Genomic DNA, 23,278 nt, shown 5'->3' on the forward strand with positions numbered 1-23,278 from the left:
GGCAGTTGCGACTAGTTCTTGATCTGCTGGCGGGCTTCGCCGCCGGCAGGCTCAAAGCCTGCAGCCTTTGCTGCCTCAACCGTGGAGAACCAGTATTCGGCGACAGTGACGTCGTACCAGGTGGAACCCGGAACGTGGTACTTGTTCGACTCGGCGTTGCCCTTGATGGCGTGGCCTTCCGGTGCAGCTTCGCCTTCAACGGCAACAACAGCGCCTTCGATGGCAGGCTTCTCGGAAACCGAGGCCTTGACAGCGGTAGCGGTCTTTGCAGCCGGAGCAGCCTTGGCGGCGGCCTTCGGAGCTGCCACGGCCTTGGCGGCCGGAGCGGAGGTGTCGGCAGGCAGGGAGTCCTTGGCAACCTTGACCAGCGCGGCGAAAGCGTTGGCGTCGGAGACGGCCAGCTCTGCCAGCATGCGGCGGTCAACCTCGACCTCAGCGGCCTTCAGGCCCTGGATCAGGCGGTTGTAGGTCAGGCCGTTGGCGCGGGATGCAGCGTTGATGCGCTGGATCCAGAGGCGACGGAAGTCACCCTTCTTCTTGCGGCGGTCGCCGTAGCTGTACACAAACGAGTGCAGCAGCTGCTCTTTTGCCTTGCGGTACAGGCGAGACCGCTGACCGCGGTAACCCTTGGCCCGTTCAAGGACAACCCGACGCTTCTTGTGGGCGTTTACCGCCCGCTTCACACGTGCCACGTGCGTACTCCTTCAAAATTCTTATCCCAAGCTGCTACTGCCGGGAAATCCGGCCGGCCTGAGAAGGCTTTGGTGTAGTCGGCAGCTACCGGATGGCAGCGACCAGAAAACTTGGAACTTAGACGCCGAGCATCTTCTTGATGACCTTGGCATCGCCCTTGAAGACGATCTTGTCGCCGGCAAGGCGACGGGTCAGGGTGGAGGACTTGTGCTCCAGGTAGTGGCGGCGGTTGGCCTGCTGACGCTTCAGCTTGCCGGTACCGGTCAGCTTGAAGCGCTTCTTAGCACCACTGTGGGTCTTCATCTTCGGCATGGGAACCGATCTCCTTACGTGTCCGCAGACTGGGTCTGCAGTTCTTTCGTGCAGCCATCCCATAGGGGGCGGCTGCTGCTTTCGAGCCGGGCGGAGGGGATACCTCCGGCGGCGTGACTAGTTGGTCTTGCGTGCCGCTGGCTTCGGAGCGGCCTTGGGGGCTGCCGGTCGAGCTGCAGGCTTCGGAACCGCGGGCTTCGCCATCGGTTTCGGTACTGGTGTGGCAGCAGGCTTAGGAGCAGCCGGCACAACGGGCTTCGGAGCTGCTTGCTCCGGAGCCTTTGCCGGTGCCGGTGCGGCAACCGGAGCTGCTTCAACTACGGGAGCCTTTTCGACTACCGGAGCTGCTTCAACCACGGGAGCCTCTTCGACAACAACTGCTTCCTCAGCAACCGGAACTGCTTCAACCACAGGGGCCTCGTCGGCAACCGTTTCTTCAGCGACCGGAGCCTCTTCGGTTTCAGCAACCTCCGCCTCAACGGCCTCCGGCGCGGTTTCCTCGGCCTGGGTTTCCTCAACCTGGGTCAAGAGTTCTGCCGGGAGCAAGTCCGCGAGTGACTGGGTCAAGGGAGCATCCTCGCCTGAAACGTCAATCCGACCTGCAGCCTTGGCTTCATTCTGGGCCTTGGCTTCTGCACGCTGCGCCGCGCGGCGGGCCTCGGCCTTGGCCTCGGCCTTGTTCTTCAACGGACCGATCACCATGACCATGTTGCGGCCATCGATGCGCGGGCTGGACTCAATCACGCCAACTTCGGCAACGTCCTCAGCGAAGCGCTGCAACAAGCGGATGCCCATTTCAGGGCGCTGCTGCTCACGTCCGCGGAACTGGATCATGGCCTTTACCTTGTCACCGGCGCCCAGGAAGCGAAGCGCGTGGCCGCGCTTGGTCTCGTAGTCGTGGGTGTCGATCTTCAGGCGGAAGCGGATTTCCTTGAGGACCGTGTTGGTCTGGTTCTTGCGGGCCTCACGGGCTTTAACTGCGGCTTCGTACTTGTACTTGCCGAAGTCCATCAGCTTGCACACCGGAGGCTTCGCCTGCGGTGCAACTTCAACGAGATCCAGGTCAGCCTCGGCAGCCAGACGTAGGGCGTCCTCAATACGGACGATTCCAACCTGTTCGCCGGCAGGACCGACCAAACGCACCTCGGGGACGCGGATACGCTCATTGATTCTTGGCTCGCTAATGTCAAAGCTCCTGTTGTTGTGATGAGTATTCCACCGGCAAATAGAGAAGGCCCCCAATTGCTGGCGCAATCGAAGGCCTCGAAGATCGGATACGGCCCCTCAATGGGGGCGTTCGCACCATCCAAGGCTGACCTTGAACGGTGTCCGACCAGGTACCCGGCAACTTACATCCCCGAAGGGAAACGGCTGACGCGGGTGGGAGAGAACTCCGCTTGCAAACTGAAAATCAATTCTACAGAAATCGGCAACCAACCGCACATTAACGATGGGTGGCCGAGCTCTGCGTGTGCCATGGGAAATGGCAACTTCCAGTCGGTCTGTGACAAGCTTACCAGCATGAGCACTTCAGACAGCAATTCCCTCGACCACGAGCCCAACGGCACTGACGCCGGAGTAGGCCAGCAGATCCGCGACATTTCGGAAGTTCCGGCTGTTGAGGTCATCACCACCGGCGCCGTCCACCTCATGAGCGCAGCAGCCGTCAAAGTGGGCTTGGCCGACGACCCCGAGGCCGAGGAGCTCAAGGACCTGGACGAGGCCCGCAAGCTGATCACCGCTTTGGCCGGACTGGTCACCGCCGCAGCGCCGGAAATCGGTTCGCAGCACGCCGGCCCCTTGCGCGATGGCCTCCGCTCCCTGCAGCTTGCGTTCCGGGAAGCGTCACTGATCCCGGACGAGCCGGGCAAGGGCCCGGGCGAGAAGTTCACCGGCCCGGTCAACTGACCCGGACCCACCTGTTGGACCGCGACGGCGGGCTGGCCTCTTCGGCCGGCCCGCCGTCGTCGTCTCCCGGCGGCTTGGGCGCAACTCAGTTGGCGGGGTCCCCCGCGCCGGCCTGGGTGGTGGTCATGATCCGGCGCCGACGCAGCTGGAGGAGCAGCCCGGCAAGGCACAGCAACACTCCCGCCGTCCCGATGGCGACGAAGCCGGCCCACGGCCCCACGCCGTCGATAAAGAGGCCTGCAACCGGCGAACCGAAGGCCACGCCTGCTGTGAGAGCCGAGCCATACCAGCCCATCGCCTCGCCGCGCCGCTCCTCATCCACGAGGTCGGCGACTTTTTCCGACGCCGCCGACAACACCGGCGCGCAGAGCAGGCCCGGAAGCAGGGACAACAACGCAAGGGTCCAGGTGTCCCCGGCGAAGCCCATCGGGATGGTCAGGGCCGCCATGCCAAGCAGGAGCAGGATGGGTGAGACGGGCCGGTGCATGGCACCATAGATGAGCCCGCCGACTACCGACGAGGCGCACCAGAAGAAGAAGACAATTCCGATCTGGCTCTCGTGCCCGCCGCGCTGCAACACCGCGACGATCCCGACGTCGGTGCCGCTCAGCACCATGCCGGATCCTGCGGCGACGGCGAACACAGCAGCTACCGCCGCAGTGACCCATGTGAAGTTCCTGGCCATTTTTCCCCGCAGCCCCGAAGGCTGCGAAGCCGTCGGTGCCATCTCTGAAGCTGCTTCCTGGAGATGGGCCGGCGCCGATGCCACCACTGCGGCTTCAGCCGCATGGAGCTCGTCCGCATCCCGGTCTGCCGTCTGGCCGGCATCCAGGACGCCCTCACTGCGGGTGGGCGGGTTGAACCACAGCAGGAAGAGCCCTGCGGCCGAAGTGCACACACCCACGATGGTCAGGCCGAGGACCGTGAAGCCGCTGGTAGCCACGACCGCGCCCACCGCGGGGCCGATCATGAAAACCACTTCGGTGCCAATGGAGTCCAAGGCATAGGCCGAACGCCGTTGCTCGCCGTCAACCAGCACACCGAGGGACTGCCGGATGACGCTGAAGATCGGCAGCGTCAGCAGGCCCCCGACGAAGACGAGCGGAAGGATCCATTCGTAGCTCGCATGCGGCACTACGGACCAAATCACCAACTCCGACACCACCGAAGGAATAAGCGCCTTGCGCAGGCCCACGGTGTCCACGCGCCGTCCGCGCCACGGCGCGCCAATGGCGATGCCGATGGTGAAAACCGCGGCGGCAGCGCCGGCGGCAGCATATCCCTTGCCCAAGGTCAGCACGATGTGCAAGGTGAGCAGGACTCCCGCTGCCGAGTGCGGTATGCGGGCCACCATGCCCACCAACAAGAGACGCCGCACGGACGTGATGGACAGCATCTCCCGGTAGAGAGAGAAATTCACGAGCTACATCCTCTGTTCTGCCGAGGGCAGGACAAGGACGTTCCCCCTGTGCCTTCGGCTACTGTGCCGCCCGCTGCAAGCTGACCTCGATCGAGTCAACCCGCTCGGCGAACAATTCGTTCTGCGCCCAACGCCCGTTCAGCCCGGAGACGAGATCCTGTACCGCGGCGGCGTCCAGGCCGTCTTCGAGGTACAGCACCACGCGCAATTCGGGCCCGGGTCCCCCGCCGGCCATGGCCGATCCGTCAGCCGTGCGCGAAGCCATTCCCGATCCCGGCCGCACCTCCAGGCGCCGCACGGCCGGGTACATCCCTGCCAAGGAATTGAGAGCAGACTCCAGTTCATCATCAAGGTACGACGGCGTCCAGTCGCGCTGCTGTGCCAGTGACCACATGGCAGGCCGGCGCACGACGAAGGTGACCTCCGAACCGGGATCCAGGACAAGCAGCTGGGCTCCCTCCGAGACTGCAGACAGCGCCGCCCGGGCCGCATAAACAGCGACGGGACGGGCCTGCGGATGCCAGGCTTCAAGGGCGGCAGCCGACGTGAACACAGGCATGGCCGTGCGGCCGTCCGGCGCCTTCAGGGTCACGAGCGCCATGTCGGCCTGCTTGTCCGCATGGAGTCCGTCCACGCCCTCGGCTTCCTCAGCGAGCTGGGCCACCACCGGGACAAACACCCTCGCCGTTGCCAAGGAAGCCACCACGCCCGCCTCGGTGCCGGTACCGGCGAGCAGGGCCGCGACGGCGGCGAGGTACCCGGCGTCGGCCGTTCCGTCGTCGTCCTCGAAATTATGGATCTTGGCGGCGTCGCTGCTCAGGTCGCGGCCGGCCCAGGGCTGGCCGGCAGAATCGCCTGCGCCCCCCGCACCTGCCAGGGCTGCCGCGATGTGCCCAGGCAACTGCCGTGGGGCCGGAGTCGAAGCCTTGTGGGCAGCCGGGGACTGTGGATCCTGCGACATCAGCGGCGGCCGGCGACGTCCAGGGCTTCCGGGAGCGTGAAAGCACCGGCGTACAGCGCCTTGCCGACGATCGCTCCTTCGACCCCGAGCGGTACGAGTTCCCGCAGGACGCGCAAATCTTCGAGGCTGGAGATGCCGCCCGATGCAACGACAGGCTTGCCGGTCTTTTCGACCATCTGGCGCAACAGCTCGACGTTGGGTCCCTGCAGGGTTCCGTCCTTCGTGACGTCGGTGACCACGTAGCGGGCGCAGCCGGCGTCCTCAAGGCGGGCCAGGACCTCCCAGAGATCCCCGCCCTCCTTGGTCCAGCCCCGGCCCGCGAGCGTTGTGCCGCGGACGTCGAGCCCGACGGCGATCTTGTCACCGAAGCGGTCGATGGCCCGGCGGGTCCATTCCGGGTTCTCCAACGCGGCGGTACCGAGGTTCACGCGGGCGACGCCGAGCTCAAGCGCGCGCTCGAGGGATTCGTCGTCGCGCAATCCGCCGGACAGCTCCACCTTGACGTTCAGCTGCGAGACGACCTCGCTGATGAGGTCGGCGTTGTTGCCGCGGCCGAACGCTGCGTCCAGGTCCACCATGTGCACCCACTCGGCTCCGGCGTTCTGCCAGTTAAGTGCTGCTTCGAGCGGGGTGCCGTAGCTGGTCTCGGAGCCGGCTTCTCCCTGAAGGAGGCGGACGGCCTGGCCGTCCACGATGTCGACGGCGGGCAGGAGTTCCAGAACAGGCAGTTCGGAGGCGGTGGTCATTGAAGTCCTCGGTGTTGTGGGGACGGGCGTCAATTGCCCGGCAAGTTATTTGGCAGGCGCAGTTATTTGGCAGGCAGGGTCAAGAGGTAGGCGGCCAGCAATGCCAAGCCAGCGAGTACGTAGAACGAAATGGAGACCCAGGCGGGACGCTTCTGCTGGTGGAAGGAGATTCCTCCGCCAACCAGCAGCCCGGCGGTGCCCATGAGGATAACGGACCACATACTAGGCAGCGCCTCCGGCTTCGCTCGCCTGCGGCTGGGGTTTTGCCTGCGGTCGCAAGCCCTCAACCCAGTTTCGCAGGAGCCGCGCTCCGGCGTCGCCCGACTTCTCGGGGTGGAATTGCGTGGCGCACAACGGTCCGTTTTCCACGGCGGCAATGAAGGGGGCGCCGTGTTCGGACCAGGTCACCTTCGGCGGAGCCATGCGGGGCTGGACGACATCGAATTCCCACTTCTGCACGCCGTACGAGTGCACGAAATAGAAGCGTTCGTGCTCGACGCCGGCGAACAGCTTTGAGCCTTCCGGCACGTCCACGGTGTTCCAGCCCATGTGCGGGACAACGGGCGCGGGGAGGAGCTCCACCTTGCCCGGCCACTCGCCCATCCCTTCGGCCTCGGTTCCGTGCTCCACTCCGGCCTCGAACAGCACCTGGAGCCCGACACAGATACCCAGGACGGGCCTGCCCCCGGCAACACGGCGGCCGATCATCCGGATGGCGTCGACTGCCTTGAGTTCGCGCATCACTGTTTCGAAGGCGCCGACGCCGGGCACCAGGAGCCCGTCGGCGTTCAGGACATCTTCTGGCTTGGCGCTCAAAGTGACTGCCGCGCCGGCACGCTCAAGCGCCCGGACCGCCGAGCGGACATTGCCCGAGCCATAATCAAGGACGGTCACGGTCGGCTTACCCTCAGGCGAAACGATGCGGCCGGCAGCCTTCGGATCCACCACAGCGCCATCCTTGAGGATGTGCGTACTCACAAGGCACCCTTGGTGGACGGAATGCCTTCGACGCGGGGATCCGACTCAACGGCGGAACGCAGTGCACGGGCGAATGCCTTGAACTGTGCCTCCACGATGTGGTGCGGATCCCGGCCGGCCAGGACATTCATGTGGAGGCAGATGCCGGCGTGCAGTGTGATGGCCTCAAAGACGTGACGGGTCAGCGAACCGGTGAAGTGTCCACCGATCAGGTGGTATTCCTGGCCGGCGGGCTCACCGCCGTGAACCAGATAGGGGCGTCCGGAGACGTCGACGACGGCGTGGGCCAACGCTTCATCCAACGGAACTGTGGCCTCGCCGAAGCGACGGATGCCCGCTTTGTTACCCAGGGCGGTGCGCAAGACCTCGCCGAAGGTGATGGCCACGTCCTCCACGGTGTGGTGGGCGTCGATGTGGGTGTCCCCCGTCGCCTTGACGGTCATGTCGATGAGCGAATGCTTGCAGAGCGCCGTCAGCATGTGGTCATAGAACGGCACCGAGGTGCTGATATCCGAGACTCCCGTGCCGTCGAGGTTGATTTCAACCAGGACGGAGGACTCGCTTGTGGTGCGTTCCATGCGTGCTGTCCGGGCGGCCGCCGTGCTGGCGCCGTTTTCGCTCATTGATATGTCCTTAGGAGGAAGGAGTGGTGGGGCTTGTCCAAGTCTAGGCCGGTGTGGAGGCCTGGCCGTCCAGCAAGGCTTCAAGCGCCTCAAGGAAGGCCGTGGTCTCCGGCTCCGTGCCGGCCGTGACCCGGAGGTGGCCTGGTATGCCGACGTCGCGGATCAGGACTCCGCGCTCCAGCAGGCCTTGCCACAGGGCGTGGGGGTTGTCGATTCCGCCGAAGAACACATAGTTCGAATCCGAGGCGGCCGGCTTGAAGCCCATCCGGGTCAACTCGCTGACAATGCGATCTCGTTGGACCTTGATGTCTTCGACGTCGGCCATGAGGGCTTCGCGGTGCCGGAGGGCCGCCAGCGCGGTTGCCTGCGTGATGGCGGAGAGGTGGTACGGAAGGCGGACCAAGCGGATCGCATCGGCGACCTCGGGGGCAGCTGCCATGTAGCCGATGCGTGCACCGGCAAGGGCGAACGCCTTGCTCATGGTGCGGGAGACAATAAGGCGCTCCCGGCCGGGGAGGAGCGTCAATGCGCTTGGCGTGTTGTCGTGGGCGAACTCGTGGTAGGCCTCGTCCACGATCACCATTGTCTGGCTCGCCTCGCCGGCTTCGTAGACGGCTTCGACAACGTCGAGGCCGAGTCCGGTGCCGGTGGGGTTGTTCGGAGAGCAGAGGAACACGACATTCGGCTTGAGCTCGCGGACCTGCGCGGCGGCCGAGGTTGCATCAAGTCCATAGTCTTCAGCGCGGACTCCCGCGATGTACGCGGTGTCGGTTCCGCTGGCCAGCAGGGGGTACATGGAGTACGTGGGCGGGAAACCGAGCGCGGTCCGGCCGGGGCCACCGAAAGCCTGGAGGATCTGCTGCAACACTTCATTGGAGCCGTTGGCTGCCCAGATGTTCTCGGCCGCAAGGTCGTGGCCGAGGTATTCCGCGAGGGCCTCGCGCAGTTCGGTGAACTCGCGATCCGGATAGCGGTTCAGTCCGACGGCGGCCGCCGCGACAGCTTCGGTGATGGCCGCCTGGACATCAGCTGGTACGCCATGAGTGTTTTCGTTGACGTTGAGCAAAATCGGAACATCAAGCTGCGGCGCGCCATACGGGCTCAGGCCGCGGAGGTTGGTCCGGAGGGGAAGTCGGTCAAGTCGTTCAAGCTGCTCACTCACCATGACAGTTTAAGGTGCAGCGGCGGATGCCCTGAAACTGTGACGGCCCGGGGACCGTTTCAGGCACATGCAACCCGGTCAACGTTGCTGCTAAGTGGCAGGAATGAACAGTTGCTGGCCTGGCACGATATGGCCGTCCTGGAGGTTGTTCAGCTGGATAATCTCGGCCACAACGTCGCGCGGATCCCGGGACGGTGCGGCAATTCCCGCAATCCCCCACAAAGACTGGCCCACTTGTACCGTGACGCTCGTACTGGAGGTGGGCTGCAGCTCCGCGGTGGAATCAGCAGCCTTGGCCGGCGAATTCAGGAATCCCGCCAGGCTCAGCAGGGCTGCAACCAGGAGCATTGCCGGGAAGCCGAAGAAGACCATGCGGCCCCGGCGGGTCAGGCGGAGCCGTCCAAGTGCCGCCTTGCGGCCGGGCGTGTGGGTGATGGTGATTGCGGACATGAGCTGAGCCCTTCTGAACAATGCCGCGTCCCGGAATCCCTGGTTGCGGCTGCCAATTCTTGCCTTCAGTCAGTGCTTGCAGGACGGTTGTTCGTTGTTGTCTTCGAACGATTCGAACGAACAACCGGAGCCTGCATCACTTTTATAGAACACATATTCGAACTTTGCTACGACATTTTTAGCACTTATCAACGAACGATGTCGAGACTCGCTAGAACAAATGTTTGATAAACGCCTGCGCCTGCCCTACGTTTGAGTGAAGGAACGAGCACTGAATCAGTGCAACAGGAGGGTCTGACATTTCAGGCCGCTAGTCCCGGCAAGCGCCTCAGGGCCGCACGGGTGGAACGGAAGGGCGTTGGCGAACATGGCAGCGAAAGCCACTGGCAGCGGGTCGGCCTCGGCGCGGAGCCAACAGCCGCAAAAGGCCCCCAAGAGCCTGACCGTCCGCCAGAAGAAAATCCTGGAGACCATCCAACGTTCAGTGAACGATCACGGTTATCCGCCGTCGATGCGCGAGATCGGGGACACCGTTGGCTTGGCCAGCTTGTCCAGCGTCACGCACCAGTTGTCACAGCTCGAGAAGCTCGGCTATCTTCGCCGCGATCCCAAGCGCCCTCGCGCAATGGAAGTCCTCATGCCGTTGACCCTTGACGGCGGCTCCGTCATCCCCGGCGTTGAAGCGCCGGCGAAACTCCGTAGCGCCGGCGGCCTGGCCGTCACAGAGCTCGCGAGTGCCAGTGACACGGCCATGGTTCCCCTTGTAGGGCGCATTGCCGCCGGTGGACCCATCCTGGCGGACCAGACCGTTGAAGACGTCCTGCCGCTGCCCCGGCAGTTGGTAGGACATGGCGAGCTCTTCATGCTGAAGGTCGCCGGAGATTCCATGATCGACGCCGCTATCTGCGATGGAGACTGGGTGGTGGTACGGCGGCAGAACGACGCACTCAACGGCGACATCGTGGCCGCACTCCTGGACGACGAAGCCACCGTCAAGACCTTCCGGCAGCGCGACGGCCACACGTGGCTGCTCCCCCAGAACACGCAGTACGAGCCCATCCTGGGCGACCATGCCACCATCATGGGCAAAGTCGTCTCGGTCCTGCGCTCGCTTTAGTCCGCGTTAGCTTTGACGGCGCGGTAGCTTTGACGGCACTGGGCCCGTGGCCTGCCGCCTCTCCGCCGGTGGTGGTAGTCAGGTATTCTGCTGCCAGTGATACTTCATTTTTCTCTGTGACCCACAGGCCTTTCAGCGATTCCAGGCCGCTCCTTAGCGAGCAGTGATTCCGTGCGCCCGCGAGGGGAACTCCATATGGACTTCCCCTGCTCACCGGCCCCCACCGAACTCACTCCTGGAAGATCACATGCAAACAACGTCAGCGAACCATACCGAACCCTCATCACCTTCCCTCGACCGGCAATCCCTGCGCCCTGACTGCGGAAACTGCTTTGCCCTCTGCTGCACAGCGTTCGGGTTCTCCCGCTCTGCAGATTTCGCACTCGACAAACCCGCAGGCTCTCCGTGCCAAAACCTTGCAGCTGACTTCTCCTGCACAATCCACGACAGCCTGCGCCCAAGAGGCTTTCGTGGCTGCACGGTCTTTGACTGCTTCGGGGCCGGCCAGAACGTATCGCAAGGGTTCTTCGCCGGAAAGAGCTGGCTTGCGTACCCTGATATAAAAGACGAGATGTTTTCGGCATTCAAAGCCGCCAGACGGCTTCATGAGATGCTTTGGTACCTGGCTGACGCACAGGCACGAACTTTCGATCCCGACTCCTCACATCGTGCGATACAGCTCCGGAACACGATCGAACAGGCAGTCGGCGGCGAGCTGCCGGACCTGCTTTCACTGGACATTCAAGAACTTCACTCCCAGGTGAGGTCAACGCTCATGGAAGTCAGCGAAGAAGTACGGGCCTCCTACTTCGCCGCCGGAGGCGATCATCTTGATTCCGCGCTGAAGCCGGGAGCTGATCTGATGGGCAAAAATCTCAGGTCCCGCCGGTTATGCGGGGCAAACCTCAGAGGGGCCTACCTGATTGCCGCGGATCTGCGGGACAGTGACTTATCGGGGGCCGATCTGCTCGGCGCAGACCTCAGGGATGCACGGCTTGAACGCACTGATCTATCCAAGTCAATGTATCTAACCCAGCCGCAGCTCAACGCCGCCAGAGGCAGTCGCGCAACTCTGCTGCCCTCGAATCTGGAAGTGCCCTCGCACTGGCACGACGGATGACCACCACTGGGGCTTGTTTCCAACTCCGGGCCAACCGGCTCCGGGGTCGGAAACAAGCGCCGGATTCGCGGGCCTGAGACCGCTGCTTGCTGATGCGGTCTCTTCAAGCCGACTCGGCGTAAAGCCGTTCGAGCGCACCCAGCACTACTGAACGGTCCGTGGTGGGCCAGAAGGGCGGCAACGCTGCCCGGAGGAAGTTGCCGTAGCGCTCGGTCGAAAGCCGTGAATCCAGTACTGCCACCACGCCCTTGTCCCCCGTTGAGCGGATGAGGCGGCCCGCCCCTTGTGCCAGCCGGATAGCCGCGTGCGTGGCAGACACGGCCATGAAACCATTGCCTCCGGCCTGCGCCACCGCGCGGGACCGTGCCGTCATCAGGGGATCGTCCGGACGAGGGAACGGGATCCGGTCAATCACTACCAGCCGGCATGAGCCGCCTGGAACGTCAACGCCTTGCCAGAGGGACATCGTGCCGAACAGGCACGTGTCTTCCTCCTCGGCAAACTGCCTGACCAACGCGGCCATGGTCGATTCGCCTTGGCACAGGATGTCCACGTCCAGGCGCGACCGCATCGCTTCCGCGGCGTCCTCGGCTGCGCGTCGGGACGAGAAGAGGCACAAAGCCCCGCCGTGCGAGGCCCTGATGAGCTCTTCAAGTTCGTCAAGCGCTTCGGGCGAAGTGCCGCGCCCCGGCTTGGGCAGGTGCTTGGCGACGTACAGCATGCCCTGCTTCGGGTAGTCGAAGGGCGAGCCTACATCCACGCCCGTCCAGCTGGGGGCGCCCTGGCCAGTCAGGCCCAGCCCCCCGGCGGTGGCCTCGAATGCGGAGCCGATAGCCAAAGTGGCAGAGGTCAAGACCACGGTGTGGCCCGCGAAGAGCCCTTCCCGGAGGCGTCCGGCAACGCTGAGGGGCGCGATGTTGATGAGCGCGGGCGAGTCCTCGTCGGGCGCGGTGTAGCCCTGCTGCGGATCGAAGGTACTGTTCCGGGAGAGCCACACGACTTCCCTGTTTTCCCGTGCGGAGAGCAGCCGTTCGCACAGCTCGAGGATCAGCATCAACCGTGAGCGCGCGAGCTGGCGTCCGCCGTCGACCGCGTTGGAGGAATCCCCCTTCGAATCGGAAAGCGCCGCACGGCAGGCTTCCCGGAGCTGGTCCACGCAATCAAGTTGTTCATCGTTGAGCCCGTTGGGCAGGAGGCCGGACGGCGCACCGATGATTACGAGTTCCAAGCGGTCGGCGGCCGCGTTCAGCGCGTCCACGGTGATGGCCGTGTGTTTGCGGGCGCTCGAGGCTGCGGCGTGGATCATCGCCACGGACAGCTGTCCGGACACGGCACCCGTCACGCGGTCCTGGAGTTCGTGGGCCTCGTCCACCACGACAACGTCGTATTCGGGCAGCACGGCCAGGCCTTCGAAGGCGCTGACGGCAAGCATCGCGTGGTTGGTGACCACGACGTCGGACTCCGCGGCACGGTGGCGCGCGAGCTCGCTGAAGCACTCCTCCGCCATCGGACACTTCTGGGCCCCGAGGCACTCCATTGACGTGACGGATACCTGGCGCCAGGCCCGGTCCGTCACGCCCGGCATGAGTTCGTCCCGGTCCCCCGTCGTGGTCTTCCCGGCCCACTCGCGCAGCCGCAGGACTTCCTTGCCGAGCTGCGAGGCAGGCCCGCCGATGGCTGCGGCGAGGTGCGGAACGCTGGTGTCCTCGCCGAGGGAGAACAACTGCCCCTCGGCAGGCTCCTCGCTGGGGAAACCGCCCTCCAGCTTGTGCCGGCACACATAGTTGGCCCGGCCCTTGACCAGGGCGATGCTGACCGGGCGCTCCAGCTCCGGATTGATGGTTTCCAGGAGCCTGGGCAAGTCCCGGCCCACGATCTGCGTCTGCAGGGCGAGGGTGGCCGTGGACACGAGGGTGGGCTTGTTGCACTCCATCGCGTGCGCAATCAGCGGAATCAAGTACGCGAGGGACTTGCCCGTGCCCGTGCCCGCCTGAACCAGGAGGTGTTCGCCGGTCTCGATCGCCCGCGCCACCTGCCGTGCCATCTGGTGTTGGCCCGTGCGGTTTTGCCCGCCCATACCGGCAACGGCTTTGTCCAGGAGTTCGAGGGCGGTCCGTTCCCCCACGGTTTCGCCGCGCTCCCCCGCCTCTGGATCAACCATTGCTGACGAACGACTCCAACTCGGCAGCCAGGTTCTCGTGGACCATGGCCACCACGCGGGTGCCTTCCTCCTCATGCTCAAGGCTGAGGATTTCGGCGTCGGTGTTGTGCAGCTTGTTGATGAGCTCGCCCCGGTTGTACGGAATCAGAACCTCAAGGCGCACACCGGGACGCGGAATAGCCTCGCTGATGGATCCAAGGAGTTCGGCAATGCCCTGCCCTGTGCGCGTGGACACGACGACGTGGCGGGGCTCTTTCTGCTTGAGCCGCTCAATGACAAACGGATCCGCGGCGTCCGCCTTGTTCAGGACAATGATTTCCGGGATCTTGCGGGCATCCACTTCGCTGAACACCGTGCGGACTGCCGCGATCTGGCCTTCCGGATCGGGATGCGAAACGTCCACCACGTGGAGGATCAGATCGGCGTCGGCCACCTCTTCCAGCGTGGAGCGGAAAGCCTCCACGAGCTGGGTGGGCAGCGAACGCACGAAGCCGACGGTGTCCGAGAGCGTGTAGCCGATCCCGTCGGGGGTCTGGGCCTTGCGCACCGTGGGATCCAAGGTGGCGAACAACGCGTTCTCCACGAGGACACCGGCATCCGTCAGGCGGTTGAGCAGCGACGACTTTCCGGCGTTCGTGTAACCGGCGATGGCAACCGAAGGAACGGCATTACGACGGCGGTTGGCCCGCTTGGTCTCGCGCGATGGCTTCATCGCGGCGATTTCGCGCCGTAGCTTGGCCATGCGGGTGCGGATTCGACGGCGGTCCAGTTCGATCTTGGTTTCACCAGGACCACGGGAACCCATGCCGGCACCGGCACCACCCACCTGGCCACCGGCCTGGCGGGACATGGAATCGCCCCAGCCACGCAGGCGCGGCAACAGGTATTCGAGCTGTGCCAGCTCAACCTGGGCCTTGCCCTCCCGGCTCTTGGCGTGCTGCGCGAAGATGTCGAGGATCAACGTGGTGCGGTCCACCACCTTGACCTTGACGATGTCCTCAAGGCCGCGCCGCTGGGACGGCGCCAGTTCGGCGTCGACCACCACGGTGTCCGCGCCGGTGGACATCACGATGTCCTTGAGCTCCATGGCTTTGCCCGAGCCAAGGAACGTGCCGGGGTCCGGCTTCATGCGGCGCTGGACAATGCCATCCAGGACTTCCGAGCCGGCCGTTTCGGCCAGGGCGGCAAGTTCCCGCAGGGAATTCTCGGCGTCGGCCAAGGTGCCTTCGGTCCAGAGGCCTGCCAGCACCACGCGCTCAAGGCGCAACTGCCGGTATTCGACCTCGGTGACATCTTCAAGTTCCGTGGACAGGCCCGCAGTACGGCGCAAGGCCCGGCGCTCGGCCAGATCCTCTTGATCGCCGTCGTAGATGCTGTGTTCTTCGTCCAGGCGGGAGATCGCCTGGGCCTTGCCAAACACGCCCCTCGGTTCGTCGCGGTCCTGAACTATGGCAGGTGCGTCCTTGGAGAGAATCCGGTCGATGACAGCCTGGATTTCTTCAGGACTCATGTCCTGGGCGTCGGAATCGGGTCCGGTGTTCTTCTGCGTGGTCATGGTCTCCTTTAGGGGGTTCGGCACTTCCAGAATAGTGCCGATTCGTCTCTTGTGGCGCGGAATTCGCGCAGGGCTGATGCCTGGCAAGGCTCTGCTGACTGTCTGGGGTCTCCATCCGGGACGGGCTGCGCGGATTGCGTGCACAGATCCCGGGATGGGGAGGGGACGATCTGCTGAGTGTCCAGACGTCAGGGAGCAACGACTGGAACGGACATGCCAAGGCGGAATGGCGCTGCACATGAGGCAGGCCTACGTCGCGGGCGGTGCCAGCTACTCAAAGATCAAGAACATGCGCATCAGACTATCAGACCCCGTCAAGTTCAGCCTTGCCGACCCGCGGTTTCCCTTGCCCGCTGCTGGCCACTAATCTGGCAAGCTATGGAGTCTGCTCACTATTTCAGCGCACAGCCCGCGGGGCCGTTCACCCGCAAGCCCCTCACGGTGGAACTGGCCGGCGCGACCCGCCGGCTCCAGACCTCGGGCGGCATCTTCAGCCCCGACGGGATCGACAAGGGAACCGCAATCCTTCTCTCCGAGGTTCCACCGCCGGCGCCGCAGGGAAACCTGCTGGACATCGGCTGCGGCTGGGGTCCCATTGCGTTGACCATGGGGCTCATGGCTCCGCACGCACGCGTCCACGCCGTGGATGTCAACGAGCGCTGCGTCACCTTGACGAACGAGAACGCGGCCCTGCTGGAGCTCGGGAATGTCACCGCGAGCCTGCCCGACGACGTCGACCCGGCCGTGACGTTCGACACCATCTGGTCCAACCCGCCCATCCGCATCGGCAAGGATGGACTCCACGAGCTGCTGCTCACGTGGCTGCCACGGCTTGCCCCGGGCGGAAACGCGTGGCTCGTGGTGCAGAAAAACCTCGGAGCGGACTCGCTTCAGCGCTGGCTGGCCGAGACCCTCGACGGTTCCTTCTCGGTGTCCCGGGAGAGCACGTCGAAATCGTTCCGCATCCTGCGGATCAGGAAAGCGTCCCGCTAGCGACAATCACGGCGGGCCCGCTGAGCTCAACGTGTTCGCGGCCGCTTTCTCCAGGGAAGAACCGCACGCCGACGACGCCGCCCGGCACCTTGACGCGCCACGTGTCGGGTGCGCCTTCGCCGGCCCAGTGGCGGATCGCGACGGCGGCCGCGCAGGCGCCGGTGCCGCACGATTGGGTCTCACCGACGCCGCGTTCGTGGACGCGCATCGTGATGTTTCCGACGCCTTCGTGGACGAGGGGCTCCGCAGGAACCACGAATTCGACGTTGGTGCCGTTGGCTGGCTTGGGATCGACGACGGGCGCCTTGAAGAGCTGCGTGGATTTGAGCTCTGAAAGCTCGGCCAATGCCACCACAGTGTGCGGATTGCCCATGCTGACAGAAAGGGCTGGGCGGGCGACTTCCAGTCCGTCGGCGCTGACGAGGGAGTCCATTGCTTTACTGGTGGCATCCTTGGGGAAAATGAACTCCCACGGACCCATGTCCACCGCATATCCCTCAGAGGTCCGGACGATCTTCTTGATGCCGCCGCGCGTCCCGATGGTCAGGGATTCACCGGCGTTGAGCGTGACAAGACCCTGCTCGATGAGGAATTGGACGAAGACGCGGACACCGTTGCCGCACATTTCGGACAGCGAGCCGTCGCCGTTCCGGTAGTCCATGAACCACTCGGCATCGGAATCTGCTTCAAGTAGCTGGACGCCTTCGGGCAGGAACCGTGAAGGGACGGCTCGGATGAGCCCGTCCCCGCCGACGCCCAGGTGGCGGTCACAGAGGGCTGCCACCTGCTCCGGAGAGATCTGGTGCGCGTCTTCGGGGTCCGCAATGAGGACGAAGTCGTTGCCCGTTCCGTGCCCCTTGGAGAAGGCCAATCCGTGAAGACCGGAGGCGGGTACGGAACCGCCGGCAGCGGTAGGCTGCGGGGCGGAAAATGCAAGGGTTTCATCCATGGCTCAAGGCTACCTGCACTAAGGGTTGCGCCTAAATCACCGACGCCGGGCTCGCGCAGATTTCTGCTGCTTTGGCCACCAAATCCGGATCCTGCCAGTCAAGCCAGTGGATTCGAGGGTCGGCCCGGAACCAGGTGAGCTGGCGCCGGGCGAATTGCCGGGTGGCCACGATGGTTTCTTCGGCCGCGGTAGCCGTGTCGGATTCGCCATCGAGGACCCTAAGGAACTGGGCGTATCCGAGAGCCCGCGATGCCGTCTTGCCTTGTCGCAGTCCGGCGGCGTCCAATCGGGCGACCTCTTCAAGAAGTCCCGCGTCCACCATCCCCAGAACGCGCTCGGCCAAACGCTCGCGGAGTACTCCACGGTCGACGTCGAGCCCTATCTGCACGGCCGGCTGGAAGTACTCGCGCTGCGGCATGAAGGAGCTGAACGGGCGGCCGGTGAGCTCGAAAACCTCCAGCGCGCGGATGACGCGGCGGGCGTCGCCGAGCCTGGCCGCCGAAACGGGGTCGACATGTTGGAGTCGTTCCTGGAGGGCTGGAAGACCGGATGTTTCGTGCTCCTCCTCCAGCCGCCGCCGTACGTCGGAGTCCGTGCCAGGAAACTCCAGGACATCCAACGCTGCCCGAACGTAGAGGCCGGAGCCGCCCACCAGGATGGCACGCTTCCCGCGGCTATGGATATCACGGATGGCGGCCCGGCAGTCGGCCTGGAAAGCGGAGACGCTGGCTTCCTCGGTGACATCCATCGTGTCGAGGAGGTGGTGGGGTACTCCCCTGCGTTCGGCGACGCTGATCTTGGCCGTGCCGATGTCCATGCCCCGGTAGAACTGCATGGCATCGGCGTTGATGACCTCGCCGTCGAGCGCAAGGGCGAGGGCGACGCCGAGATCGGACTTGCCGGACCCTGTGGGCCCGACGACGGCGATCACGGGTGGCTTCGGATCAGCTGATCCGGCCGGTGGTGCTGCAGCCATGTCGGGCTAGCCGCGTCGCACGGGGAGCGACGGCATGCCGAGGGAGACGGCCTTCAGGCCGCCGGACCCGGTCCCTGCGGCAGTCGGTGCCGGAGCGCCGCAGGAATCGGCCTGCGAGCGGTCCCACGCGTCGCCGGCACGGGAGCGCCTCAGGCTGTAGTCCGCCGTCGTCGCCGGATCTGAAACGAGGTGGAAGGCAGCTGCCTCGGTGATCGTCACGGTGACGAAGTCTCCGGGGCGTGGGGTCTCAGCGCCTTCGGGCACGGAGAAGTGGACCAGCCGCTGGTCCTGGGAGCGACCGGACAAGCGATGCGTTTCCTCGGCCTTGCGGCCGGACTGCGCCGTGACAAGGAGTTCAACCCGGCGTCCGAGCTGTTTCGCGTTCTCCTCGGCCGCGATGCGGTCCTGGAGGGCGGTCAGCCGCTCGTAGCGTTCCTGGACAACGGCCTTGGGCAGCTGGTCCGGAAGGTCCGCGGCCGGGGTGCCCGGGCGCTTGGAGTACTGGAAAGTGAAGGCTGAGGCGAAGCGTGACTTCTCGACGACGTCGAGCGTGGCCTGGAAGTCCTCTTCCGTCTCGCCGGGGAAGCCCACGATGATATCGGTGGTGATCGCGGCGTGGGGAATCTTGTCACGGACCTTGTCCAGGATCCCCAGGAACTTGGTAGAGCGGTAGGAGCGGCGCATGTCCTTGAGGACCTTGTCCGAGCCGGACTGGAGAGGCATGTGCAACTGCGGCATGACATTGGCGGTCTCGGCCATCGCGTCGATGACGTCGTCGGTGAAGGCAGCCGGGTGCGGGCTCGTGAAGCGGACCCGCTCGAGGCCGTCAATGTCACCGCAGGCGCGCAGCAGCTTGGAGAAGGCCATACGGTCCCCGAATTCGACGCCGTAGGAATTCACGTTCTGGCCGAGCAGGGTGACCTCGACTGCGCCGTCGTCCACCAACGCTTGGATTTCGGCAAGGATCTCGCCGGGACGGCGGTCCTTCTCCTTGCCGCGGAGCGACGGCACAATGCAGAAGGTGCAGGTGTTGTTGCACCCGACGGAGATGGAGACCCAGCCCGAGTACACGGAGTCACGCTTGGTGGGCAAAGTAGACGGGAAGACGTCCAGCGACTCCAGGATTTCAAGCTGCGCCTCGTTGTTGTGGCGGGCCCTGTCCAGCAACGCCGGCAGCGCACCCACATTGTGGGTCCCGAACACGGCATCCACCCACGGGGCCTTGCGCACGATGGTTTCGCGGTCCTTCTGCGCCAGGCACCCGCCCACGGCTATCTGCATGCCCGGATGGGCGGCCTTGACCTGCTTGAGTTCGCCAAGGTTGCCGTAAAGCTTGTTGTCGGCGTTCTCACGGACGGCGCAAGTGTTGAAGACCACGACGTCGGCGACACCGCCGTCGAAGGGCACATATCCTGCATCCTCCAGGAGTCCTGCCATGCGCTCGGAGTCATGGACATTCATCTGGCAACCGAAGGTGCGGACCTGGTAGGTGCGCTTCGCCCCGAACTCGGGTGCCGGATCGATGACAGGGGCCGGAGTGGGCTGCTGGATGGAGGCTGGTGCTGGTGCTGCGGAAGGGGAACTCACCAATCTAGGGTAGCCCCTCGGACTAGTACCAGTTGAAGCCCATCTCATGCTGCCAAGCGTTGCAGGGGGAACCGTAACGGTCGCGGATATAGCCGAGGCCCCAATCGATCTGGGTCCGGTAGTTGCTGAGCCAGTCGCTGCCTGCCGAATAGTACTTGTCCGGCGGCAGCGCCTGCGCAACGCCGTAGGCACCGCTGCTGGGATTGGTGGCATCCGTCATCCAGCTTGATTCCTGGGTCCACAGCAGGGACAAGCACTGCATTTGGTCCTGGCCCCAGCCGTAGGCGCCGAGGCGGGATGACGCATATTGTCGTGCACCTGCGGGGTCGTTCACGACGTTACCCCCGCCGCCTCCCCCGCCTCCGAAGCCGCCGCCACCGCCGCTGCTGATCGGCGGCTGGACGACTGGCTGGTTACTGGCAGCTGCCGCCGCGGCGGCCGCCGCAGCGGTTTCCGCTTGGCGCTGCGCCGCTTCCCTCTTGGCTTCCTGGGCGGCCTGATAGGCGGCAAGCGCCACTTGGCCTTCTTGGTATTTCTGCGCAACTGCGGCAGAAGTGGACGTCAAGGACGCGAGCTGGGCGACCATGGTCTTTCGCTGGCCGTCCGTGGCGGCAACGCTGTCTTCGGCAGCACGCCTGGCAGATTCTGCGGCCTGCGCCTTTGCCGCGGCGTCGCTGTCCAATTGGGCCATGACGTCGCGGGCAGCTTGTTCCTGGGCGGTCGCGGCAGCGGATGCCTGGGACGCGCTCAGGGCATCATCGTGGAGCTTCGCAGTACGATCCAGAACCCTGTTCAGCAAGGCGAAATTCTGAATGTTGTCTGGTGCGATGGCGGCGTTCGCGAGGGACCACGGCCCGGGATCGAAGCCGCCCGACTCGTATGCCTTGACCACCAGGGAGGAAGTGGCCTTCCTCAATGAATCGGCTTTTGCCTTGGCCTGTCGGGACGCCTCAGCCAGTTTCTGGGTGACTGCCTGCTGATGCTGCAGCGCGTCATGGGCCTTCGCGTACTCGGTTCCCGCTTTGATGGCTGCCGCGCCGAGTTCTCCGGACTTCTGCTGGAGGCCGGCCAATAACTGGTTGATACGGTCCACTTCGGCGCTTGCGGCAGCTTCGTTCCCCTGGGCCTGCTGTACCTCTGCCCAACTGGGATAGCCCGACGGCGGCGCATCATCGTCTGCGGAGGCCGGGCCTGCCTGGAGAAGCGACGCGACGAGCAAGGGAACAATGATTGCCGAAAGCCGTAACGACAACGGATGCATTGGATCTGACCTGCTTCCCGACTCGGAACACTAGTCAAGAACCTTAGCCGACGACCATCAAGAAGCCACCCAACCCCGCTGCCCGGGGCAATACTCACAGGCAGCTCTCAGTTTCCCAGGCAGCGCAGCTTAGCCGAAGTCGTCCGGGTCCGGACCACCGCGTGACCCGATACTGTGTGACTCCGGCCCGGTACGGTAGGACTCCGGTTCCCCCGCCAAGGCTTCGTCCAGGACCTCGCCAACAATCCGGAACGCCGCCGATGGCTGGTAGCCCTTGCGGGCAAGCATCGACGCGAGCCGCCGGGTTTGCTTGTCCCGCTCGGTCCTGTCGGAAAGGTCCGTGCCGGACCTCAAACGGCGCGCGACCAGGTCCCTGGCCGCACTCAGCTCGTCCTCATCGCTCACTTGCGCCAGTGCCTGCTCTGCGGTTTCGGTGTCGATGCCTTTGTCCGCCAATTCGCGCCTCAACGCACCCCGGGCGAGTTTCCTCGACTGGGAACGGCTGCGGACCCACATCTCGGCGAAGTCGGCGTCATCAATGAGCCGGACTTCCTCGAAGCGGTCCAACACGGCTTCGGCTACATCTTCCGGCACATTCCGCTCAGCCAGTTTGCGTGCAAGCTGAAGCCTGCTCTTGGGCGAGTTGGTCAGTTGGCGCAAAACAATGGCCCGGGCTACCGATTCCGGATTGGCCTCGGGGTCCGCCGCCACGGACGAATCCGCAGACGGACCCCACGACCGGGAAGAACTTGAGGAACGGGAGCGGCCCTGGCGCTTAGCCGTCAACGGCCTTCAGCTTCGGAGATTTTTCGGCTTCGGCAGGCTTGACTACTCCGACGCCAAGCTTCTCCTTGATGAGCCGCTCGAGGTCTGCCGCCAGCTCCGGGTTGTCCCGCAGGAAGCGGCGGGAATTCTCCATGCCCTGCCCCAGCTGGTCGCCGTCATAGGTGAACCATGAACCGGACTTCTTGATGATGCCGTGCTCGACGCCCATGTCGATGATGCCGCCCTCACGGGAAATGCCCTGGCCGTAGATGATGTCGAACTCGGCAATCTTGAAGGGCGGAGCCATCTTGTTCTTGACGATCTTGGCCTTGGTGCGGTTACCTACCGAATCCGCACCTTCCTTCAGCGTCTGGATGCGGCGGACGTCGATGCGGATGGAAGCGTAGAACTTCAGGGCCTTACCACCGGTAGTGGTCTCGGGAGAACCGAAGAAAACGCCGATCTTCTCACGGAGCTGGTTGATGAAGATAGCGGTCGTCTTGGTCTGGCTCAGCCGGCCGGTGATCTTGCGCAGGGCCTGGCTCATGAGGCGGGCCTGGAGGCCGACGTGGGAGTCGCCCATTTCGCCTTCGATTTCGGCACGCGGAACCAAGGCGGCGACGGAGTCAATCACGACGATATCCAAGGAGCCGGAGCCGATCAGCATATCCATGATTTCCAAGGCCTGCTCACCTGTATCCGGCTGCGAAACCAACAGCGCGTCGGTGTCGACGCCCAGTTTCGCCGCGTACTCGGGATCGAGGGCGTGCTCGGCGTCGATGAAGGCAGCGATGCCGCCCTGGCGCTGGGCATTGGCTACAGCATGGAGTGCCACGGTGGTCTTACCCGAGGATTCCGGGCCGTAGATTTCCACGATACGACCGCGCGGCAGGCCGCCAATACCAAGGGCGACGTCCAGGGCAATGGAACCGGTGGGAATGACTTCGATAGGCGCACGGATGTCGTCACCCAAGCGCATGATGGAGCCCTTGCCGAATTGCTTGTCGATCTGGGCAAGCGCCGCCTCGAGCGCCTTCTCACGATCCTGGTTTGCCGCCATGGTTCACACCTCTGATGCTTTCTCGCTGTGGACTGGCCTGAACGGCCGTTTTCCTGTCTCATCCGACGCTAGTACGAGCCGCTGACAATTTTGTGTGCGACTTCGCCTATGTGGACAACTACGGGCTTCGAATGACACGGAAACCGCTCCGCCAGGATCAATTTTCCTCTGATAGGAGCATAGCCTCATCCGAACAGATATTCGAACAAATTTGCGGGCGTGTCCGCCATGAACTGGAACTCAGAACGTGCTGGAACCCTTGTCGGCAGGCTTGATGTCCCTGCCGAGCCGTCGCTCCGGAGGAACGTCCTGGACATCGCACAGGGCAAGCCAGACGTCGCGGGGGCTGTAGCCCGCTGCCAAGGCTTCGTTTGCCGTACGGCCGCCGACGCCGGCCAATACAAGGGAGCTGCTGAGGACCCTGGAGTAGCCAGCCCCGAATTCATCGTCCATCAGCCGCCAGAAGTCACTGATACGCACC

25 protein-coding genes are annotated in these 23,278 nt (G+C 64.4%); 5 read left to right on the top strand and 20 right to left on the bottom strand.

Features of this window, described 5'->3' with window-relative positions:
• Positions 1–11: 11 nt before the first annotated feature.
• The 3 genes from rplT to infC all read right to left on the bottom strand — a co-directional run bounded on the left by rplT (position 12) and on the right by infC (position 2,148).
• Positions 12–692, bottom strand: coding sequence for a 50S ribosomal protein L20, sunset domain variant (gene rplT, locus AC1DJW_RS15160; protein WP_284753569.1), 681 nt, complete (start codon positions 690–692; stop codon positions 12–14).
• A 118-nt stretch (positions 693–810) separates the two neighbouring features.
• Positions 811–1,005, bottom strand: coding sequence for a 50S ribosomal protein L35 (gene rpmI, locus AC1DJW_RS15165; protein ID WP_059387794.1), 195 nt, complete (start codon positions 1,003–1,005; stop codon positions 811–813).
• Positions 1,006–1,122: 117 nt separating this feature from the next.
• Entirely contained in the window at positions 1,123–2,148 is a 1,026-nt protein-coding gene (infC, locus tag AC1DJW_RS15170; RefSeq protein ID WP_476901780.1) for a translation initiation factor IF-3, read from the bottom strand.
• A gap of 378 nt (positions 2,149–2,526) precedes the next feature.
• On the opposite strand from infC, the gene AC1DJW_RS15175 reads away from it, so the two are divergent.
• Positions 2,527–2,913 carry a DUF1844 domain-containing protein gene (locus AC1DJW_RS15175; RefSeq protein ID WP_284753575.1) on the top strand — a complete coding sequence of 129 codons (387 nt, stop codon included), beginning with the start codon at positions 2,527–2,529 and terminating at the stop codon, positions 2,911–2,913.
• Between the two features lie 85 nt (positions 2,914–2,998).
• On the opposite strand, the gene AC1DJW_RS15180 is transcribed toward AC1DJW_RS15175, so the two are convergent.
• From AC1DJW_RS15180 to AC1DJW_RS15215, 8 genes are all read right to left on the bottom strand, one after another.
• Positions 2,999–4,333 (bottom strand): MFS transporter, encoded by a 1,335-nt coding sequence (locus AC1DJW_RS15180; RefSeq protein WP_476901781.1) that lies wholly within the window; start codon positions 4,331–4,333, stop codon positions 2,999–3,001.
• A 58-nt stretch (positions 4,334–4,391) separates the two neighbouring features.
• Positions 4,392–5,294 (bottom strand): SseB family protein, encoded by a 903-nt coding sequence (locus AC1DJW_RS15185; protein ID WP_284753579.1) that lies wholly within the window; start codon positions 5,292–5,294, stop codon positions 4,392–4,394.
• Positions 5,294–6,040 carry a bifunctional 1-(5-phosphoribosyl)-5-((5-phosphoribosylamino)methylideneamino)imidazole-4-carboxamide isomerase/phosphoribosylanthranilate isomerase PriA gene (priA, locus tag AC1DJW_RS15190; protein WP_184735761.1) on the bottom strand — a complete coding sequence of 249 codons (747 nt, stop codon included), beginning with the start codon at positions 6,038–6,040 and terminating at the stop codon, positions 5,294–5,296. The genes AC1DJW_RS15185 and priA overlap by 1 nt, the downstream gene beginning before the upstream one ends.
• Positions 6,041–6,102: 62 nt before the next feature.
• Positions 6,103–6,261, bottom strand: coding sequence for a hypothetical protein (locus AC1DJW_RS15195; RefSeq protein ID WP_390282823.1), 159 nt, complete (start codon positions 6,259–6,261; stop codon positions 6,103–6,105).
• A 1-nt stretch (position 6,262) separates the two neighbouring features.
• A complete protein-coding gene (gene hisH / locus AC1DJW_RS15200) occupies positions 6,263–7,018 on the bottom strand; it encodes an imidazole glycerol phosphate synthase subunit HisH (protein ID WP_476901782.1) in 756 nt (251 codons plus the stop codon).
• Positions 7,015–7,641 (bottom strand): imidazoleglycerol-phosphate dehydratase HisB, encoded by a 627-nt coding sequence (hisB, locus tag AC1DJW_RS15205; RefSeq protein ID WP_234753135.1) that lies wholly within the window; start codon positions 7,639–7,641, stop codon positions 7,015–7,017. Before hisB ends, hisH begins: the two co-directional genes overlap by 4 nt.
• Positions 7,642–7,684: 43 nt before the next feature.
• The gene (locus AC1DJW_RS15210) at positions 7,685–8,803 is read right to left on the bottom strand and encodes a histidinol-phosphate transaminase (RefSeq protein WP_459340795.1); all 1,119 of its coding nucleotides are present in this window, start codon (positions 8,801–8,803) and stop codon (positions 7,685–7,687) included.
• A 90-nt stretch (positions 8,804–8,893) separates the two neighbouring features.
• The gene (locus tag AC1DJW_RS15215) at positions 8,894–9,253 is read right to left on the bottom strand and encodes a LysM peptidoglycan-binding domain-containing protein (protein ID WP_476901783.1); all 360 of its coding nucleotides are present in this window, start codon (positions 9,251–9,253) and stop codon (positions 8,894–8,896) included.
• 367 nt (positions 9,254–9,620) lie between these two features.
• Between AC1DJW_RS15215 and lexA the strand changes: the two genes are divergently transcribed.
• Complete coding sequence (gene lexA, locus AC1DJW_RS15220; RefSeq protein ID WP_059387803.1) at positions 9,621–10,370, top strand: transcriptional repressor LexA; 750 nt, start codon at positions 9,621–9,623, stop codon at positions 10,368–10,370.
• A 571-nt stretch (positions 10,371–10,941) separates the two neighbouring features.
• Positions 10,942–11,490 carry a pentapeptide repeat-containing protein gene (locus AC1DJW_RS15225; RefSeq protein ID WP_476901784.1) on the top strand — a complete coding sequence of 183 codons (549 nt, stop codon included), beginning with the start codon at positions 10,942–10,944 and terminating at the stop codon, positions 11,488–11,490.
• Positions 11,491–11,593: 103 nt separating this feature from the next.
• On the opposite strand, the gene AC1DJW_RS15230 is transcribed toward AC1DJW_RS15225, so the two are convergent.
• Together AC1DJW_RS15230 and hflX are read right to left on the bottom strand one after the other, a co-directional pair.
• Entirely contained in the window at positions 11,594–13,651 is a 2,058-nt protein-coding gene (locus AC1DJW_RS15230; RefSeq protein WP_476901785.1) for an ATP-dependent DNA helicase, read from the bottom strand.
• Positions 13,644–15,206 (bottom strand): GTPase HflX, encoded by a 1,563-nt coding sequence (gene hflX, locus AC1DJW_RS15235; protein WP_476901786.1) that lies wholly within the window; start codon positions 15,204–15,206, stop codon positions 13,644–13,646. Before hflX ends, AC1DJW_RS15230 begins: the two co-directional genes overlap by 8 nt.
• A 226-nt stretch (positions 15,207–15,432) precedes the next feature.
• On the opposite strand from hflX, the gene AC1DJW_RS15240 reads away from it, so the two are divergent.
• Both AC1DJW_RS15240 and AC1DJW_RS15245 read left to right on the top strand, forming a co-directional pair.
• A complete protein-coding gene (locus AC1DJW_RS15240) occupies positions 15,433–15,573 on the top strand; it encodes a hypothetical protein (protein ID WP_476901787.1) in 141 nt (46 codons plus the stop codon).
• An 11-nt stretch (positions 15,574–15,584) separates the two neighbouring features.
• Positions 15,585–16,199 (top strand): class I SAM-dependent methyltransferase, encoded by a 615-nt coding sequence (locus AC1DJW_RS15245; protein WP_390282817.1) that lies wholly within the window; start codon positions 15,585–15,587, stop codon positions 16,197–16,199.
• Here AC1DJW_RS15245 and dapF read toward each other — a convergent pair.
• The 7 genes from dapF to AC1DJW_RS15280 form a co-directional block, all read right to left on the bottom strand.
• Complete coding sequence (gene dapF, locus AC1DJW_RS15250) at positions 16,180–17,148, bottom strand: diaminopimelate epimerase (protein ID WP_284753592.1); 969 nt, start codon at positions 17,146–17,148, stop codon at positions 16,180–16,182. The genes AC1DJW_RS15245 and dapF overlap by 20 nt on opposite strands.
• A gap of 31 nt (positions 17,149–17,179) precedes the next feature.
• Positions 17,180–18,124: a tRNA (adenosine(37)-N6)-dimethylallyltransferase MiaA gene (gene miaA, locus AC1DJW_RS15255; RefSeq protein WP_476901788.1), complete on the bottom strand. Its 945-nt coding sequence runs from the start codon at positions 18,122–18,124 to the stop codon at positions 17,180–17,182.
• 6 nt (positions 18,125–18,130) lie between these two features.
• Positions 18,131–19,759 carry a tRNA (N6-isopentenyl adenosine(37)-C2)-methylthiotransferase MiaB gene (gene miaB, locus AC1DJW_RS15260; protein ID WP_459340800.1) on the bottom strand — a complete coding sequence of 543 codons (1,629 nt, stop codon included), beginning with the start codon at positions 19,757–19,759 and terminating at the stop codon, positions 18,131–18,133.
• Positions 19,734–20,972 (bottom strand): aggregation-promoting factor C-terminal-like domain-containing protein, encoded by a 1,239-nt coding sequence (locus AC1DJW_RS15265; protein WP_476901789.1) that lies wholly within the window; start codon positions 20,970–20,972, stop codon positions 19,734–19,736. The genes miaB and AC1DJW_RS15265 overlap by 26 nt, the downstream gene beginning before the upstream one ends.
• A gap of 129 nt (positions 20,973–21,101) precedes the next feature.
• A complete protein-coding gene (locus AC1DJW_RS15270) occupies positions 21,102–21,683 on the bottom strand; it encodes a regulatory protein RecX (protein WP_459340801.1) in 582 nt (193 codons plus the stop codon).
• Positions 21,684–21,747: 64 nt separating this feature from the next.
• A complete protein-coding gene (gene recA / locus AC1DJW_RS15275) occupies positions 21,748–22,797 on the bottom strand; it encodes a recombinase RecA (protein ID WP_059387807.1) in 1,050 nt (349 codons plus the stop codon).
• Positions 22,798–23,037: 240 nt separating this feature from the next.
• A complete protein-coding gene (locus tag AC1DJW_RS15280; RefSeq protein ID WP_284753600.1) occupies positions 23,038–23,277 on the bottom strand; it encodes a DUF3046 domain-containing protein in 240 nt (79 codons plus the stop codon).
• Position 23,278 lies beyond the last annotated feature (1 nt).

Source organism: Arthrobacter sp. 05L417, from assembly GCF_056397865.1.